We start from the raw sequence: 14,525 nt of genomic DNA on the forward strand, positions 1-14,525 counted from the left end.
ACCTTGCTGTGTAAGCGTCGTCAGCGTGTCTGAAGCGCGGACATCAATAACCCATGGCTTGAGGGCCGCGGGTCTGCAACGGGCTCAACAGGGCTTCTATGCCCTGCTTCATGAAACTGATGTCGCTGCCTGCGGCAACCAGCTGGAACCCCAGTTCGACCAAGGCCTGCGCGTTGCGTCCCGCATGCGGCAGCGTGCCGACAGGGGTGCCTGCCGCCTTGACGCGGCTGACGATGTCATCGATATATGCGGTCAGTGCGGATTGAGAAAGACCACCGCTGCGGTCCATGTCCGCCGACAGATCACTGGGCCCGATAAAGACCAGGTCCACGCCTTCGGCGGTCGCAATCTCCACAGCCTGCTCGGCCGCGCGACGCGATTCGACCTGGACGGCGACCAGCACTTCCTCGTCCGAGCGGGCGCGAAACCGTGTATCGGAGCCGTAATTCGCGGCCCTGACGACGCCAGGCGCGAGGCCGCGGGTCCCCGAGGGCGGGAACCTCGCCGCCGAGGCGACACGGCGGGCGGTTTGCACATCATCCACGCGCGGAACCACGATGCCGTGCGCGCCGCGGTCAAGAACACGAGCGATCAGCGTCACATCATGATTGGGAACCCGTACCAAAGCGCGGGTATGCCCGCGGGACTCGAGCGCCCGGATCATAGGCGCGACGTCAGGCAGATCGAGGCACCCATGCTCCAGGTCGATCAGTACGAAATCCAGGCCGCAAACTGCCGCGAGCTCGGCGAAGGCCGGGTTGGGCGTCGCTATCCAGCTCCCAATCAGGGCTTCGCCGCGCTTGAGGCGCGTACGCAGAGTGTCTTTGTGCTCAGTCATCGGCTTGCCTCAATAGATAATGAAGTCTTTCACGCCACCGGCCCCTTCGAGGAAATCGAAGTCGCATCCCTCCGGCGCCTGGGTTACGTGTTCTGCAAAGAGCTTGGAGTACCCTCGGGATGCAGTCGGTGCAGGCGCCTTCCACTTCTTGCGGCGGCGGGCGAGCTCTTCCTCGCTGACCAGCAGACTCAAGCGGCGCTCTTCCAAACTCAATTCAATGATGTCCCCGTCCTGAACCAAGGCAAGCGGTCCACCAATGGCAGCCTCAGGCGCGACGTGCAGCACACAGGTTCCATAGTGAGTGCCGCTCATGCGGGCGTCCGAAATACGGACCATGTCCCGCACGCCTTTGGCCAGCAGACGCTTGGGCATCGGAAGATTGCCCCACTCCGGCATACCCGGTCCGCCCAGCGGGCCGGCATTGCGCAACACCAGCACGGTGTCTTCCGTGACCTCCAGGGCTGGGTCGTCGATCCTGTTGGTCATATCCGTTGGATTCTCGAAGACCAGGGCAGGCCCTCGATGCTGCAACAGGCGGGCGGTTGCCGCCGTCGGTTTGATGACCGCGCCGTCAGGCGCCAGGTTACCGCGCACGACCGCGTAGGCCGGCAGCGTTGAGACGGGTGTATCAAGGGTACGAATGACTGCCCGGTCGGGCGCTTCAGCATCCGCAATGGCGCTTCCCAACGTTTGGCCGCTAACGGTCAGCGCCTCCAGATGCAAATGGTCTCTGAGCTCGTTCAACACCGCAGGCAGGCCACCCGCGAAGTGAAAGTCTGCCATCAGGTGCTCGCCCGCGGGCATGAGGTTGACCAGCAACGGAATCTTGCGCCCGATGGCATCGAAGTCGGCCAACGTGATCGAAAAACCTGCCCGACGAGCCATTGCAATGATGTGGATCGCCGCGTTGGTCGAGCCGCCGCAGCCCGCGATCGCTACGATCGCATTGAGAAAAGACTCACGGCTGAGAATTTTCGCCGGCGTACAGTCTTCCCAGATCAGATCGACAATACGCCGCCCGGCTGCCGTTGCCATGCGTTGGTGATCAGCATCCACCGCCGGAATCGATGCCGCGCCCATGGGGGATAAGCCCAAGGCCTCGATCGCGAGCGTCATCGTTGACGCAGTTCCCATGACATTGCACGTGCCGACACTACGCGTCATGCCGGTTTCAAGCTTGATCCAGTCCTTTTGCGTAATGGTGCCCGCGCGATACTCCTCCCAATACTGCTTCGAATGGGTGCCTGCACCGATTTTTTCTCCCCGCCAGGTGGCGTTGATCATCGGGCCGGCCGGGACGAACATGCAGGGCAATCCCGCGCTCACCGCCCCCATGATCATGCCCGGGCCAGTCTTGTCGCAACCGCCCAGCAGAATGGCGCCGTCGACGGGGTGAGAGCGAAGTACCTCCTCCGTCTCCATGGCCAGCATATTGCGATACAGCATGGTTGTCGGCTTGACCATGACCTCACCCAGTGACATCACGGGAAGCTCGACAGGAAAGCCTCCACTGGCAATGACGCCGCGCGCCACGGATTCGGCTCGATCTCGCAGATGGGCATGGCAGGGACTCAGGCCGCTCCACGTATTCAGAATCGCCACGATCGGCCGGCCCACGAACTCGTCTCTGCCGTGGCCGACTTGCTGCATGCGCTGACGGTGCATGAACGCCTTGAGCGTGTCTGCGCCAAACCAGCGTTGGCTACGCAAATCCTCCGCACTACGCTTTTTCATTTTGCTTCCTTCCCTTGACGCCACGTCGTTGGCGTGCCGCGAGTATCGAGACGATCAATTGGTGGTGATGCCGGCTTGCTGGATCAGATCGCCCCAACGTTTGCGCTCTTGCGCAACGAAGGCTGCAAAGTCAGCCGAGTTCATGTAGGCTGCCTCGGCGCCCTGCGCTTCCAGCCGCTGCTTCAGTTCGGGGCTGGCCAGCACCTCCTCCAGCGCCTTGCTGACCTTCTCGATCACTTCCGGCGAAGTACCCTTGGGCGCCAGGACGCCCTGCCACCCATAGATAAGCATGTCAGGAAGCCCGACCTCCGCCGAAGTCGGCACATCCGGGTACTGGGCGTTACGTTGCTCGCTCGGCGTGAACAAGGGGCGCAGCTTGCCGGTCTTGATCAAAGGACCTGTCACACTGAATCCATCGATCAACAAAGAGACGCGATTGCTGATGAGATCGGGAATCGCCGCTGCGCCGCCTTTGTACGGCACATGCCGAAGGTCGATACCTGCCTGCTGCTTGAGCATTTCGGTGCCGAGTTGCTGGATCGCGCCGTTGCCGCCCGATGCGTAGGTGTAGTTTCCGGGGTTGGCCTTGGCGAGTGCCAGAAACGCCTTCGTATCTTTGGCCTGCAGTTCAGGGGAGGTCACGGCGACAAGCTGTGAGGTGGCCACTCGAGCCACTGGGTCGAGGTCCTTCGCCGGATCAAAAGACAGGTTCTGGTAGAGGGCGGGGCTGGCCGCCAGCACCCCGAGATTCGTCATCAGAAAGGTATAGCCGTCCGGGCGAGCCCGCGTCACCCACTCGGCACTGATGTTGCCGCCGGCACCCGCACGGTTCTCCACGACGATGGATTGTCCGAGCTTGCGGGCCAGTTGATCCGAGATCTGCCTCGTCACCACGTCCAGACCCGACCCTGCCGGGAAGCCTACGACGATAGTGATCGGGTGTTCCTCAGGCCAAGGCTTGGCCACAGCCTGAGGGGCTAAGGTGGCGAACGCGCAGGCCGCCAAAACGCCAGTAATGAGTCGCTTCATTGTCTTCCTCCGATGTTGGTTTTGCTATGGAGTAACTATATAGCAATATAACAATAGAGTTCAAGAATTCTGAAGCATGCACAGCTAAGCGTGGGGTGTCGCCGCTTGTCAGCGACGCGGAGCTGATCGGCTACCCGTTTGCCCCGCCGTCGCAGAACCTAGCGCGAGAGGCCATCCTGGATCTCGTTGGTACGCGAAAGCCCTTCCGTGACGACGTGCAGTTCACGTTCATTGGGAGGGATATAGATGTGCTGGTAATACACCGCATCGCGGGTTCCCACATAGCCGATAGCGCGTAACGCGATGCAGTCCGCGCTCGAGGTCAGCCCGAGGCTCTCGGCAATACGTTCATTGACGGGGCGTTGCGACAAGAAGATATCGACCCTCTTCATCGTCTGCCCGGTGGCGCGAAAGATGAGGTCTTTGAAATTCTGTCCGTCCAACTGATCCAGCGGAGCGGTAGCGAAGATCGGCAAACGCGCGGCATCGATCCAGAACACGCTATAGACATCGAACTCGCTGCCTATGCGTATCTTGCGCGTAATTTCGACGATACGGCCTGGACCAAGCGACGGGGTCCACTCGCCCTCTCCGACCTCTTTACGCTCGACGACCTTGGGAAAAACCGGCAGATAGCCGTCCCCGCTGTCATTGACGAAACGGCAATGAAACGGGTGCGACATCTCGCCGCCAGCCTGGCGGCCACTGACGAACGAGCCCAGGCCATGGCGACGTTCGATCACGCCTTCGTCGGCAAGCTGCCGCAGGGCGCGCTGGATCGTCCCGAGGCTGATGGGCAAGGTCGCCGCGAGTTCCTGCTCATTCGGGACACGATCGCCGGCTTGCAGCTGCCCGCTCGCCACCGCGTGCACGATGGCGTCTCGCAGTGCTGTGTATTTCGGCACTCCCGTGCGCTGGAATCGTCCCAGGGCAGCCGCCAACCGTGTCGTGTCCATGGTCATGATCATCTAGTTATCAGTTGCTGAAGCGTAGCATACACCATTACTATATAGCTTTAGTACTGTATAGATAAGGGGAGACCAATGACCACGCCACGCAACGTAATTGTCGTGATGTCCGACGAGCACAATCCTAAGGTGATGGGCTGCGCCGGCCATCCGATTATCTCGACGCCCAATCTCGACCGGCTGGCTGGTCGCGGAAGCCGTTTTTCGGCGGCCTACACCACCAGTCCCGTATGCGTACCCGCGCGCGCCGCTTTTGCCGTGGGCAAGTACATCCATCAAATGGGTTTCTGGGATAACGCCGACGCTTATGACGGCTCGCAAACGAGTTGGCACCATGTGCTGCGTGAGCGCGGCCATGATGTCGTGTCCATCGGCAAGCTTCACTTCCGCCTGACCGGCGAAGACCATGGGTTCACGGAAGAACAAGTGCCCATGCACATTCTCGAAGGCAAAGGCGACCTGATGGGCCTGGTCCGGGATGATCTGCCGCGCCGTGGCGGCGCCAAGAAAATGATCGGCATGGCGGGGCCTGGCGAGTCCACCTATACGCTTTATGACCGCGAAATCTGCGCGCGTGCTCAGGTGTGGCTGCGCGAACGGCAGCAACAGGCCAGCGATAAACCGTGGGTGTTGTTTGTATCATTTGTCGCCCCGCATTTCCCGCTGACGGCGCCGCCAGAACATTTCTATCGCTACTTCAACCAAGAACTGCCCATGCCCAAACTGTACGCGCGCGAGCTGCGTACTCAGCACCCCTATCTGGAAGACTACCGTGGCAGCTTTTGCTACGACGACTACTTCAGCTCGGACGCTGATGTGCACCGCGCCTTGTCGGGATATTTCGGTTTGGTGAGCTTTCTGGATGAAAACGTCGGCAAGCTCATGACCGTGGTGGACGAACTCGGCCTCGACGCCACGACGGACATCATTTACACGAGCGATCACGGTGACAATCTGGGCGCGCGCGGCCTCTGGGGAAAAAGCACGATGTACGAGGAAATCGCGGGCGTGCCGCTGATCTGCGCCGGGCCGAGTTTCCCGGTCAATGCAGTGATCGCAACGCCGGTCAGCCATGTGGATGTCTTTCCGACCATCGTCAACGACGTCGGCATCCCCTTTGTGGAAGTCGCCGATGGCCAACCGGGGGTTTCGCTGGTGGACATCGCCCATGGCCAGACCCCGGATCGAACCGTGTTGAGCGAATACCATGGCATGGGATCGTCGACCGGCGCCTTCATGATCCGCGTCGGAAAGTACAAATACGTGCATTACGTCAAGTACCCCGCGCAACTGTTCGATCTGGAACAGGATCCCGAAGAACTGCACGATCTTTCTGCCGAACCCACGGCAAGCGACGCCCTGCAACATTGCCGGGAGAAGCTCTTCGCGCTTCTCGACCCCGTGGAAGTCGATAAGCGCGCCAAAGCCAGACAGGCGGAATTACTTGCTTCTCACGGCGGGCGTGAAGCCGTGATCGCCCGAGGAGATCTGGGATTCACGCCGGCGCCGGGCGTGCGTGCCGACTTCCGGTAAATCCGCCTAACGCCAGGTTGCGCTGCCTGGCCGGCTCGGTTCAACACTCGGCCGGCCCGCCAGCAGGCCGATCGCAGCCGCAGCCTGTCGCCGCATCTCGCAAGATGCGCCGCCGCAGTGGCGGCAAGTTCATGCGACTACGACTGCGCGAAAATCCAGAAGCCATGAAAAAAGCCCGCAAGCTTCGCTTGCGGGCTTCTCAAATATGGCGCGCCCGGCAGGATTCGAACCCACGACCCCTTGGTTCGTAGCCAAGTACTCTATCCAACTGAGCTACGGGCGCTAAAGAGGCAAGATTATATCTCTTTTTTCTGACTTGTCCAATCCATCAGACAGGCAGTGCGGGATAGTCGATATAGCCGTGCTCGCCGCCGCCGTAGAACGTCTTCTGATCCGGCGTATTCAACGGCGCGTGATTGCGCAGGCGCGCCACCAGATCCGGATTGGCAATGAAGGGACGGCCAAAAGCGATCAGATCCGCCCGGCCGTCTTCGACCGCGGCGGCAGCCAGCGCGCCGTCGTAGCCGTTATTGAGCATCCAGGCGCCGCGTCCGCCCGCCTGGCGATACGTGGCCTTCAGACGCGCATAGTCAAAGGGTTCGGCGCCCTGGAAGGAATCGCGCGCGCCGCCCGTGGTGCCTTCGACGATGTGCAGATAGGCCAGGCCATATTGGGCCAGGCGTTGCACCACGTAGTCGAACAAGGCCTGGGGATGCTCATCGCTGATGTCATTGGACGGCGTCACCGGCGACAGGCGGATCCCCACGCGCGCGCCCCCGACTTCGGCCACGACCGCATCGAGCACTTCGAACAGAAAGCGTGCGCGGTTTTCGATGCTGCCGCCATAGGCGTCATCGCGCCGGTTGGCGCCTGCACGCAGAAACTGGTCGATCAAATAGCCGTTGGCGGCATGCAGCTCCAAGCCGTCGAACCCGGCTTCGTCCACGGCGGCGCGGGCCGCGCGCCGGTAGTCATCAACGATGCCCGGGATCTCCGTCAGCTCCAGGGCTCGCGGCATCGAGGTCTCGACGAAAGTACCGCTGCCATCGGCATTGACCAGATAGGTTTTGCTCTTGGCCTGGATGGCCGACGGCGCGACCGGGGCCTGGCCGCCGGGCTGCAACGACGTATGCGAAATCCGGCCCACATGCCACATCTGCACGACGATCTTGCCGCCCTTGGCGTGCACGGCGTCAGTGACCCGGCGCCAGCCCGCCAGTTGTTCGGGCGCATACAGGCCGGGCACGTCGGCATAGCCCTGCCCTTGCTGCGACACCGATGTGGCCTCGGTGATCAGCAGACCGGCGCTGGCGCGCTGGGCGTAGTACGTGGCGGTGATGGGTTGCGGCACGGCATTGGGCGAACGATTGCGCGTCAGGGGCGCCATCACGATGCGATTGGCCAGATGCAGATCACCGATGGCGATGGGCTGGAACAGCTTGGACATGAATTGCCTCTCGAAAAGGTGCCGGGGGTGGGCGTGAGAATCGAATGACTTACAGCTCGGCCTGCAAGGTCTTGACGAACTCGGCGATGGTGGCCTCATTGCGTTGATAGAAAATCCACTGCCCGACGCGCCGCGTCTGAACGAGCCCGGCGCGCTGCAGGATGCCCAAATGCGTGGACACGGTGGATTGAGACAGGCCGCAACGCTCGAACTGGCCGGCGCACACGCCCAGTTCCAGGGGATGCTCCTGGCCGGCAAAGTGCTGCTCGGGCGCTTTGAGCCAGGAAAGGATCTCGCGCCGAACCGGGTGGGCGAGCGCCTTGAGGATGTCTTCGGTATGGATGCTCATGCGTCAGTCTCGATCTGTCTGCCCATGATATATCTATAAATCTAAATATGCAGATATATCGATATTAACGTAGGGTCTTTGCCCTTGGCGGCGCTCCGCGCGGCTTGCGGCCCCACCCCACCCCGCCCCGCCAGAGTGGGCAGCAAGGTGCCCGCCGCGCGGATAAAAAAAGCCTGCAAGCATTGCTTGCAGGCTTTTCAATATGGCGCGCCCGGCAGGATTCGAACCCACGACCCCTTGGTTCGTAGCCAAGTACTCTATCCAACTGAGCTACGGGCGCAGAAGAAAGATTATAGCGCGTTTTTTATGTTTGTCCAATTGACGGCTTTTTTACCGGCTGCACGCCCGGCAGGCGCTGGACATAAATAATTAATGAGACTTATTATCCTTTAAATTCTAAACAGTGCCGCATGACTTTCGATCGATCCTGTTGACGCGCCCTTGCCATCAAGGGCCTAGCCTTTTTTTTCGAGGAGTCCCTCCGTGTCGCTGGATCGATCCCGCCGCCTCTTGCTGTCCGTCTTTCTGTTCGCCGGACTGGCCGCCGCGCTGCCCGCGCAGGCAGCCGAAAAATTCAAGGTTGTCACCACCTTCACCATCATCGCCGACATGGCGCGCAATGTCGCCGGCGATGCCGCCGAGGTCACGGCCATCACCCGCCCCGGCGCCGAAATCCACGAATATCAACCTACGCCCGGGGATCTGGCTCGCGCCCAGGGTGCGCAACTGGTGCTCTGGAACGGCCTGAATCTGGAGCGCTGGTTCGAGCGCTTCTTCCGTCGCGTGCGCGATGTGCCCAGCGCCGTAGTCAGCGAAGGCATCGCCCCCATCGGCATCGACGCCGGCCCCTACCAGGGCAAGCCCAATCCCCATGCCTGGATGTCGCCGCAAAACGCCCTGATTTATGTCGACAACATCCGGGATGCGCTGGTGCGCCACGATCCCGCCCACGCCGAGACCTATCGCGCCAACGCGCAAGCCTACAAAGCCCGCATCCAGGCAACGCTGGAACCCATCCGGGCCCGACTGCAGGCCATCGCTCCCGAGCGCCGCTGGCTGGTCTCCAGCGAAGGGGCGTTCAGCTACCTGGCGCGCGACTTCGGCCTGAAAGAACTCTACCTCTGGCCCATCAACGCCGATCAACAAGGCACGCCGCAACAAGTGCGCCGCGTCATCGACCTGGTCCGCGAGCACCGCATCCCGGCCGTCTTCAGCGAAAGCACCATTTCCCCCGCGCCGGCCAAGCAGGTCGCGCGCGAAACCGGCGCCCGCTACGGCGGGGTGCTCTATGTGGATTCCTTGAGCGAGCCTGATGGCCCCGTTCCTACCTACCTGGATCTGCTGCGCGTGACGACCGACACCATTGCCCGCGGGCTGCAACCCTGATGCCGCACCGCGCTCTCATCGGCCTGAAGGTCGAACACGCCACGGTGACCTACCGCAACGGCCACACCGCGTTGCGCGACGCCAGCTTCGAGATCCCGGCCGGCACCATCACCGCGCTGGTCGGCGTCAACGGCAGCGGCAAGTCCACGCTGTTCAAGGCCATCATGGGCCTGCAGCGGCTGGCGCGCGGCCAGGTTCAGGTGCTCGACATGCCGGCGCGCGCGGCATTGCGCCGCAAGCTGGTGGCCTACGTGCCGCAGAGCGAAGACGTGGACTGGGATTTCCCCGTCCTGGTCGAAGACGTCGTCATGATGGGACGTTACGGCCATATGGGGCCCTTGCGCCGGGCCCGGCCAGCGGATCACCAGGCGGTGACGTCGGCGCTCGAGCGCGTGGGCATGCATACCCTGCGTACCCGCCAGATCGGCGAATTGTCGGGCGGGCAGAAAAAGCGCGTGTTCCTGGCGCGCGCGCTCGCCCAGGACGCGCGCGTCATCCTGCTGGACGAGCCTTTCACCGGCGTGGACGTCAACACCGAAGAGGCCATCATCGCCCTGCTCAGCCGGCTGCGGGACGAAGGCCGCATCATGCTGGTGTCGACGCACAACCTGGGCAGCGTGCCGGAGTTCTGTGACCGCGCCGTGCTGCTGAACCGGACCGTGCTGGCTTGCGGCCCGGTATCCGAAGTCTTCACCCAGGCCAATCTGCAGGCCACTTTCGGTGGCGTGCTCAGGCGCTTCGTGCTGAGCAATACCGACGAGCGCCGGGCGCTGGCCGTGGACATCGTCACCGACGACGAGCGGCCGCTGGTGTTCTATGGCGACACCGCCACGCCACGCGAACCCCGCAGCGGGGAGCGGCCATGATCGCCGCCTTGAGCGCGCCCTTCGCCTATGACTACATGGTCAAGGCCATGTGGGTGTCGGCCCTGGTCGGCATGGTCTGCGCCTTTCTGTCCGCCTATCTGATGCTCAAGGGCTGGTCGCTCATCGGTGACGCGCTGTCCCACGCCATCGTGCCGGGCGTGGCAGGCGCGTACATCCTGGGGCTGCCGTTTTCGGGCGGCGCGTTTCTGTCCGGCCTGTTGGCGTCGGCCGCGATGCTGTTCATCAAGCAACGCACCGCCCTGAAGGAGGACGTCGTCACCGGCCTGGTGTTCGCAGGCTTTTTCGGGCTCGGCCTGTTCATGGCCTCGTTGTCGCCCACGGCAGTCAATCTGCAAACCATCATCATGGGCAACATCCTGGCGATCACGCCCGAAGACACCCTGCAGCTGGTCATTATCGGCCTGGTATCGCTGGCGATCCTGCTGTGCAAGTGGAAAGACCTGATGGTCACCTTCTTCGACGAGAATCACGCCTGGACCATCGGCATCAACCCGCGTGTGCTCAAGGCGGTCTTCTTCAGCCTGCTGGCCGCCTGCACGGTGGCCGCCATGCAGACCGTGGGCGCGTTCCTGGTGGTCGCCATGGTGGTCACGCCGGGGGCCACGGCCTATCTGTTGACCGACCGCTTCGGCCACCTGCTGATCCTGAGCATCCTCATCGGCGCGGCCACCAGCTTTATCGGCGCCTATGCCAGCTACTTTCTCGACGGCGCCACCGGCGGCATCATCGTATTGCTGCAGACCGCATGCTTTCTGTTGGCCTTCGTCTTCGCGCCCAAGCACGGCCGCCTGGCCGCGCACCGCCGCGCCGCGCTGGAGGCCCCATGACGCTTACCGAATTGCTGCTCGCGCCGCTGGCGTTCGACTTCATGCGCCAGGCGCTGCTGATCGCCGTGCTCGTGGCCGTGCCCACGGCACTGCTGTCCTGCTTTCTGGTCCTGAAGGGCTGGGCCCTGATGGGCGACGCCGTCTCACATGCGGTCTTTCCCGGCGTGGTGCTCGCCTACATGGCGGGCATCCCGCTCGAGCTCGGCGCCCTGGCCGCTGGCATGCTGTGCGCGGTGGGCACGGGCTATCTGCAGGCCAATAGCCGCCTGAAGCAGGAAACCGTGATGGGGGTGGTTTTCTCGGGGATGTTCGGCCTGGGCGTGGTGCTGCACACCAGCATACGCAGCGAAGTGCACCTGGATCACATTCTGTTTGGCGACATGCTGGGCGCGGCGTGGCCGGATCAACTGGAAAGCGGCGCCATTGCCCTGCTGGTCAGCGGCGTGATCGCCCTGAAATGGCGCGATCTGCTGCTGCAGGCTTTCGATCCCGTGCAGGCGCGCGCGCTGGGCTTGCGCACCGGTTGGCTGCACTATGGTTTGCTGGCCCTGCTGTCCCTATCCATCGTGGGCGGGCTCAAAGCGGTCGGCATCATCCTCATCATCGCCCTGCTGATCGCGCCCGGCGCGATCGCCCTGCTGCTGACCCGCAGCTTCGGCGCGATGCTGATCTGCGCCGTGACCATCGCCGTGGCGACCAGCCTGACCAGCGTGTACCTGAGCTTCTTTCTCGACAGTGCGCCCGCTCCCACGATCGTGGTGAGCTTGTCGGTGCTGTTCATCACCGCACTGGCCTTGCGCCGCTCCCGGCATGCGTGCTGACCGCCCCGGGCCGCAGCGGCCACCAAAGAGAAAGCCCGCAAGCATGGCTTGCGGGCTTTCTGGAAATGGCGCGCCCGGCAGGATTCGAACCCACGACCCCTTGGTTCGTAGCCAAGTACTCTATCCAACTGAGCTACGGGCGCTAAAGAGGCGTGTTTATAGCATGCGCGGCGTGGTAGCACAAATCATTCCCTTCCCTTCACCCCTTTTTCCTTAGGGTTTGCCCCAAATGATACCGATAGGTATCATCTCGTAGGACTTTTCCTGAACACGCGGGCTGGCATGACACCCGGCTCCGCGCACACCGTGTGCTGGTGAAAACATAGAGGTAGACACATGTCCCCCAACCCAAATCGCCCACCCTGGTACGTGATGCTGTTCGGCATCGTGCTGGCGCTCATCGGCCTGGCGCTTGCCATCGGCGGCGCCCGTCTGGTCAGCCTCAGCGGCTCCTGGTATTACCTCATCGCCGGCCTGGGCATGCTGGCCTCCGGCATTCTCCTGATGCGCCGCCGCACCGCGGGCGCCTGGCTCTACACCCTCGTCTTCGTCGCCACGGTCATCTGGTCGTTCTGGGAAGTCGGCACCGATTTCTGGCAACTGGTGCCGCGCCTGATCGGCCCCATCGTGCTGGCGCTGTTCACGCTGCTGATCTGGCCCGCGCTGCATGATGACGGCACCCGCAGCCGCGTGCGCCGCAACGCCTATCCGCTGGCCGGTGTCGCCTTGCTGGCACTGATCGGCTTTGGCGTCGGCATGTTCCGTCCGCAAGGCGTCATCCGCACCGAAGCCACCGCGCAGCAAGCGGCCGTGCCCGCCACGCCCCAGCCGGTTTCCGACTGGCAATACTACGGGCGCACGCCTTCGGGCACCCGCTATGCCCCGCTCACGCAGATCGACCCCAAAAACGTCGACAAGCTGGAAGTGGCCTGGACCTTCCGCACCGGCGACGTCGCCAGCACGGGCGCCGAAAACCAGAACACCCCCATCCAGATCGGCGACACGGTGTACGTCTGCACGCCGCACAACAAGGTCTTTGCGCTGGACGCCGATACCGGCAAAGAGCGCTGGCGCTTTGATCCCGAGGCGTCCTCGCCCGTGTGGCAGCGCTGCCGTGGCGTGGGTTACTACGAAACCGCCGCCGCGCCCGCAGCCGGCGAAGCCCAACCCGCCGCATGCCGCAAGCGCATCATCCTGAGCACCATCGATTCGCGCCTGATCGCTCTGGATGCCGAGACGGGCAAACCGTGCGAAGATTTTGGTACGCATGGCGCCGTGGATCTCAAGCAAGGCATGGGCGAGATCAAGCCGGGTTACTACTTCCAGACCTCGGCGCCGACCGTCGTGCGCAACATGATCGTGATCGGCGGTTGGGTGTTCGACAACCGCGCCATCGACGAGCCCTCGGGCGCCGTGCGCGCGTTCAATGCCGACACCGGCGAACTGACGTGGGCTTGGGACATGGCGGATCCGTCCATCACCGGCCTGCCGCCCGAAGGCAAGACCTACACGCGGGGCACTCCCAATGTATGGTCCACGCCGGCCTTCGACGACAAGCTGGGCCTGCTCTACCTGCCCACCGGCAATTCGCCGCCTGACTTCTGGGGCGCGCATCGCAGCAAGGCCGCCGAGAAGTTCGCCTCCTCCGTGGTTGCCCTGGACATCGCCACCGGCCGCGAACGCTGGGTTTTCCAGACCGTCCATCATGACCTCTGGGACTACGACGTCGCTTCGCAACCCGCGCTCTACGACATCCCCGACGGCAAAGGTGGCATGCAGCATGGCCTGATCCAGGTCACCAAGCGCGGCCAGATCTTCCTGCTTGACCGCGCCAACGGCCAGCCGCTTGCCGAGGTCAAGGAACAACCGGTGCCGCAGGGTGCGCAAGAAGGCGATTGGACGTCGCCGACCCAGCCCTATTCGGTGGGCATGCCCTCGATCGGCACGGAACCGCTGTCCGAAGCCAAGATGTGGGGCGCGACCTTCTTCGATCAGCTCTGGTGCCGGATCGAATTCAAGAAGATGCGCTATGAAGGCGAGTTCACCCCGCCCTCCACGCATCGCACGCTCCAGTACCCGGGCTACTACGGTGGCATGAACTGGGGCAGCGCCTCCGTGGACGAAGCGCGCGGTTACCTCATCGTCAACGACATCCGCATGCCGCAATGGATTCAGTTGATCCCGCGCTCGGAAGCCGACAAGGAAGGCGCCGCCGGCGTGCATGACGGCTTCGCGCCGCAAACCGGTACGCCTTATGGCGTTTCCAAGAACGGCTTCATGTCGCCCCTGGGCGTGCCTTGCCATGCGCCGCCCTACGGCACGCTGTCGGCCATCAACCTGAAGACCCGCCAACTGATGTGGCAAGTGCCCATGAGCACGCTGCAGGACACCGGCCCCCTGGGCATGAAAACGGGCCTGCAGATCCCCATCGGCATGCCCACGCTGGGCGGCCCGCTGACCACCGCTTCCGGCCTGGTGTTCTATGCCGGCACGCAGGATTACTACCTGCGCGCCATGGACACCGCCTCGGGCAAGGAGCTCTGGAAGGCCCGCCTGCCGGTCGGCGCGCAAGCCACGCCGATGAGCTTTGTCTCGCCCAAGAGCGGCCGTCAGTTTGTCGTGTTGTCGGTCGGCGGCGCACGCCAATCCCCGGATCGTGGCGATTACGTGATCGCCTACGCGCTGCCCGGCAAGCCATGAGACTGA

12 protein-coding genes and 3 tRNA genes are annotated in these 14,525 nt (G+C 63.0%); 6 read left to right on the forward strand and 9 right to left on the reverse strand.

Annotation, left to right across the window (positions count from 1 at the left end; all coding sequences use genetic code 11):
• Positions 1-43 precede the first annotated feature (43 nt).
• The 4 genes from CAL22_RS15510 to CAL22_RS15525 all read right to left on the reverse strand — a co-directional run bounded on the left by CAL22_RS15510 (position 44) and on the right by CAL22_RS15525 (position 4,569).
• Positions 44-838: an HpcH/HpaI aldolase family protein gene (locus tag CAL22_RS15510; protein WP_094814761.1), complete on the reverse strand. Its 795-nt coding sequence runs from the start codon at positions 836-838 to the stop codon at positions 44-46.
• A gap of 9 nt (positions 839-847) precedes the next feature.
• Positions 848-2,572 carry an L-arabinonate dehydratase gene (gene araD, locus CAL22_RS15515; RefSeq protein WP_094814763.1) on the reverse strand — a complete coding sequence of 575 codons (1,725 nt, stop codon included), beginning with the start codon at positions 2,570-2,572 and terminating at the stop codon, positions 848-850.
• 54 nt (positions 2,573-2,626) lie between these two features.
• Positions 2,627-3,601, reverse strand: a complete 975-nt coding sequence (locus CAL22_RS15520) for a Bug family tripartite tricarboxylate transporter substrate binding protein (protein ID WP_094814765.1) — start codon at positions 3,599-3,601, stop codon at positions 2,627-2,629.
• A 158-nt stretch (positions 3,602-3,759) separates the two neighbouring features.
• A complete protein-coding gene (locus tag CAL22_RS15525; RefSeq protein WP_094814767.1) occupies positions 3,760-4,569 on the reverse strand; it encodes a GntR family transcriptional regulator in 810 nt (269 codons plus the stop codon).
• 75 nt (positions 4,570-4,644) lie between these two features.
• Here CAL22_RS15525 and CAL22_RS15530 point away from each other — a divergent pair, with 75 nt between their 5' ends.
• On the forward strand, positions 4,645-6,102 hold the full coding sequence (locus CAL22_RS15530; protein ID WP_094814769.1) for a sulfatase-like hydrolase/transferase: 1,458 nt from the start codon (positions 4,645-4,647) through the stop codon (positions 6,100-6,102).
• Between the two features lie 206 nt (positions 6,103-6,308).
• On the opposite strand, the gene CAL22_RS15535 is transcribed toward CAL22_RS15530, so the two are convergent.
• The 4 genes from CAL22_RS15535 to CAL22_RS15550 form a co-directional block, all read right to left on the reverse strand.
• Positions 6,309-6,385: transfer RNA gene (locus CAL22_RS15535), tRNA-Arg, on the reverse strand.
• A gap of 45 nt (positions 6,386-6,430) precedes the next feature.
• Positions 6,431-7,549, reverse strand: a complete 1,119-nt coding sequence (locus CAL22_RS15540; protein ID WP_094814770.1) for an alkene reductase — start codon at positions 7,547-7,549, stop codon at positions 6,431-6,433.
• Between the two features lie 49 nt (positions 7,550-7,598).
• The gene (locus tag CAL22_RS15545; RefSeq protein ID WP_094814772.1) at positions 7,599-7,898 is read right to left on the reverse strand and encodes an ArsR/SmtB family transcription factor; all 300 of its coding nucleotides are present in this window, start codon (positions 7,896-7,898) and stop codon (positions 7,599-7,601) included.
• Between the two features lie 203 nt (positions 7,899-8,101).
• A tRNA-Arg gene (locus CAL22_RS15550) sits at positions 8,102-8,178 on the reverse strand.
• 203 nt (positions 8,179-8,381) lie between these two features.
• Here CAL22_RS15550 and CAL22_RS15555 point away from each other — a divergent pair.
• Genes CAL22_RS15555 through CAL22_RS15570 form a run of 4 tightly spaced genes read left to right on the forward strand, consistent with a single transcriptional unit; the run spans position 8,382 to position 11,819 of the window.
• Positions 8,382-9,284 (forward strand): metal ABC transporter substrate-binding protein, encoded by a 903-nt coding sequence (locus tag CAL22_RS15555; protein WP_094814774.1) that lies wholly within the window; start codon positions 8,382-8,384, stop codon positions 9,282-9,284.
• Positions 9,284-10,150, forward strand: a complete 867-nt coding sequence (locus CAL22_RS15560) for a manganese/iron ABC transporter ATP-binding protein (RefSeq protein WP_167383655.1) — start codon at positions 9,284-9,286, stop codon at positions 10,148-10,150. The genes CAL22_RS15555 and CAL22_RS15560 overlap by 1 nt, the downstream gene beginning before the upstream one ends.
• Complete coding sequence (locus CAL22_RS15565; protein ID WP_094814778.1) at positions 10,147-10,998, forward strand: metal ABC transporter permease; 852 nt, start codon at positions 10,147-10,149, stop codon at positions 10,996-10,998. Before CAL22_RS15560 ends, CAL22_RS15565 begins: the two co-directional genes overlap by 4 nt.
• Positions 10,995-11,819: a metal ABC transporter permease gene (locus tag CAL22_RS15570; protein WP_094814780.1), complete on the forward strand. Its 825-nt coding sequence runs from the start codon at positions 10,995-10,997 to the stop codon at positions 11,817-11,819. Before CAL22_RS15565 ends, CAL22_RS15570 begins: the two co-directional genes overlap by 4 nt.
• 66 nt (positions 11,820-11,885) lie before the next feature.
• On the opposite strand, the gene CAL22_RS15575 is transcribed toward CAL22_RS15570, so the two are convergent.
• Positions 11,886-11,962: transfer RNA gene (locus CAL22_RS15575), tRNA-Arg, on the reverse strand.
• Between the two features lie 193 nt (positions 11,963-12,155).
• Between CAL22_RS15575 and CAL22_RS15580 the strand changes: the two genes are divergently transcribed.
• Positions 12,156-14,519: a membrane-bound PQQ-dependent dehydrogenase, glucose/quinate/shikimate family gene (locus CAL22_RS15580; protein ID WP_094814782.1), complete on the forward strand. Its 2,364-nt coding sequence runs from the start codon at positions 12,156-12,158 to the stop codon at positions 14,517-14,519.
• Positions 14,520-14,525: the final 6 nt, after the last annotated feature.

Origin of the sequence: Bordetella genomosp. 12, from assembly GCF_002261355.1 — a bacterium.
Lineage (GTDB): Bacteria > Pseudomonadota > Gammaproteobacteria > Burkholderiales > Burkholderiaceae_B > Bordetella.

What these genes read in the sequence shown, in the direction of transcription:
- CAL22_RS15510 (WP_094814761.1), bottom strand. Translation starts at nt 838, where the DNA reads ATGACTGAGCACAAAGACACTCTGCGTACGCGCCTCAAGCGCGGCGAA.
- araD (WP_094814763.1), bottom strand. Translation starts at nt 2,572, where the DNA reads ATGAAAAAGCGTAGTGCGGAGGATTTGCGTAGCCAACGCTGGTTTGGC.
- CAL22_RS15520 (WP_094814765.1), bottom strand. Translation starts at nt 3,601, where the DNA reads ATGAAGCGACTCATTACTGGCGTTTTGGCGGCCTGCGCGTTCGCCACC.
- CAL22_RS15525 (WP_094814767.1), bottom strand. Translation starts at nt 4,569, where the DNA reads ATGATCATGACCATGGACACGACACGGTTGGCGGCTGCCCTGGGACGA.
- CAL22_RS15530 (WP_094814769.1), top strand. Translation starts at nt 4,645, where the DNA reads ATGACCACGCCACGCAACGTAATTGTCGTGATGTCCGACGAGCACAAT.
- CAL22_RS15540 (WP_094814770.1), bottom strand. Translation starts at nt 7,549, where the DNA reads ATGTCCAAGCTGTTCCAGCCCATCGCCATCGGTGATCTGCATCTGGCC.
- CAL22_RS15545 (WP_094814772.1), bottom strand. Translation starts at nt 7,898, where the DNA reads ATGAGCATCCATACCGAAGACATCCTCAAGGCGCTCGCCCACCCGGTT.
- CAL22_RS15560 (WP_167383655.1), top strand. Translation starts at nt 9,284, where the DNA reads ATGCCGCACCGCGCTCTCATCGGCCTGAAGGTCGAACACGCCACGGTG.
- CAL22_RS15565 (WP_094814778.1), top strand. Translation starts at nt 10,147, where the DNA reads ATGATCGCCGCCTTGAGCGCGCCCTTCGCCTATGACTACATGGTCAAG.
- CAL22_RS15570 (WP_094814780.1), top strand. Translation starts at nt 10,995, where the DNA reads ATGACGCTTACCGAATTGCTGCTCGCGCCGCTGGCGTTCGACTTCATG.
- CAL22_RS15580 (WP_094814782.1), top strand. Translation starts at nt 12,156, where the DNA reads ATGTCCCCCAACCCAAATCGCCCACCCTGGTACGTGATGCTGTTCGGC.